Origin of the sequence: Myxococcus vastator (assembly GCF_010894475.1) — a bacterium.
Classification (GTDB): Bacteria; Myxococcota; Myxococcia; order Myxococcales; family Myxococcaceae; genus Myxococcus; species Myxococcus vastator.
In genome coordinates this window covers 1-1,851 of record NZ_JAAIYB010000788.1, presented here as the reverse complement: position 1 = coordinate 1,851, position 1,851 = coordinate 1, and the positions used below count along the sequence as shown (strand labels likewise).

Below are 1,851 nucleotides of genomic sequence, written 5' to 3'. Positions count from 1 at the left end.
GGAAATGGACGCGCAGGGGCCTCGCGAGGTGTCCACCGCGGACGTGCAGGCGGGGGAGCCGCCCGCGCAGGCCGCGGAGCCCGCCGCCGAGGCGTCGCCCGAGCCCGCTGCTTCTTCCGCCACCTCGCCCACGCTGTCGCCCATCCCGGGGACGGTGGCGCGCAACGCCCCGAAACGGAGCTGAGCCCTGAGCCCCCCGCCCATCAACCCCGGCGCCGACTCCGAGCTGCGCATGAGCCTGTCGGACCACCTGACGGAGCTCCGCTCGCGCCTCGTGCGGTGCACCCTCGCGGTGCTCGTCCTGGGGGCGATTTCGCTCGTCTTCGCCAAGCCGATTTTTGGCCTGCTGATGCAGCCGGTGCTGGACGCGCTGCCGCCCGAGAATCGCTCGCTCATCTACACGTCCGGCATCGAAGAGCTGAACGTGTTGATGAAGGTGGGCGTGTACTGCGGCATCTTCCTCACCACGCCCGTCATCCTGATGCAGATATGGGGCTTCGTCTCGCCCGGCCTGTATCCGGAGGAGCGCCGCTTCGCCGCGCCCTTCGTGGCGTTCGGCTCCATCGCCTTCCTCCTCGGCGCCGCCTTCTGCTACTTCGCGGTGCTGCCCTCCATGTTCACCTTCCTCCTCAACGAGGAGGAGACGCTCGCGCTGGAGCAGCGCCTGGACACGGCCCGGCTGCGCGCGGATGACGCCTTGCGCTTCCTGCGCCTGGGTGAAGTGGAGGAGGCGGGGCGCATCGCGAAGGAGACGAGCACTCAGCTGCGCGCGGAGGGCGAGGGGCAGGCGCCCGCGCCGGAGGCCGCGCCCGCCGCCAGCGTGGAGATGACGGGGCGGCTGGAGGGCCTGGGGCGGCTCCTGGACGCGGCGTCGGTGGGCTACGGCGCGCAGTCCCGTGGCGTGCTGCGGCAGGCGGTGGAGAAGCGCATGGAGGCCGTGACGGCCTACGAGAAGAAGGACTTCGCGGCGGCGGCGGTGGCCATGGACGGCTCGGCGAGCCGGCTGGCGGACATCGCCCCCGCGCGCACCGAGGAGCTGGCGGGGCTGTGGCGGCTGGAGAAGGAGCTGGCCACGGCGCACGCGGCGCACGAGGCGGCGCGGTGGACGCGGCCCATGTTGTCCATGCACGAGCAGCTCTCACTGGTGCTGCTGCTCATCCTGGCCTTCGGCATCATCTTCGAGCTGCCGCTCGTCATGGCCTTGCTGGGCGTGGTGGGCGTGGTGAAGTCGTCCTGGCTCTTCAGGTACCAGCGCCACGCCTTCGTGGTGTGCCTCATCGCGGCGGCCATCATCACGCCCACGGGAGACGTGGTGAACCTGTCGCTGATGGCGGGCCCCATGCTGCTCTGCTACGAGCTGGGCGTGCTGTTGGTGTGGATGGTGGAGCGGCGTCGCGCGCGGAGCTCGGCGGAGACGGGCATCACCCCGGCGTCGTAGTCGAGGAGCCTCCATGAAGCCGTCCCGCCGGCACTTCCGGGCCAATCTGCGCTACCTGCGGGCGCTGGTGCGGCGCTTTCGCACCACGCTGCTGCTGTCCGCCGTGCTGTTCCTGGGAGGGCCGCTGCTCTTCCACTGGCGCTTCCGGGGGCCGGACGGCGAGCAACTCAAGTTTGGCGAGGCGCTGCACCACACCTACTTCCTGCTCTACGGCGAGCCGTCGCTGCCCTACGTGGACGACTGGTTGTTGGAGTTGCTCAACCTGGTGATTCCACCCGCGGGCATCGTCCTGGTGGCGGACGGCGTGGTGCGCTTCGCCTACCTCTTCTTCGCCCGGCACAAGAACGACAAGGAGTGGATTGAAGTGGTCTCCGAGACGATGAAGGGTCACGTCGTGGTGTGTGGGGCGGGGC

General features: G+C 70.1%; 2 protein-coding genes and 1 pseudogene. All 3 read left to right on the top strand.

What is annotated here, in order from left to right:
* Positions 1–184, top strand: a pseudogene (locus G4D87_RS37275) (Sec-independent protein translocase TatB); the annotation flags it as partial.
* A gap of 48 nt (positions 185–232) precedes the next feature.
* On the top strand, positions 233–1,438 hold the full coding sequence (gene tatC, locus G4D87_RS37270) for a twin-arginine translocase subunit TatC (RefSeq protein ID WP_163787520.1): 1,206 nt from the start codon (positions 233–235) through the stop codon (positions 1,436–1,438).
* Positions 1,439–1,451: 13 nt separating this feature from the next.
* On the top strand, positions 1,452–1,851 hold a 400-nt coding region (locus tag G4D87_RS37265), incomplete at its 3' end, for a potassium channel family protein (RefSeq protein ID WP_504112899.1).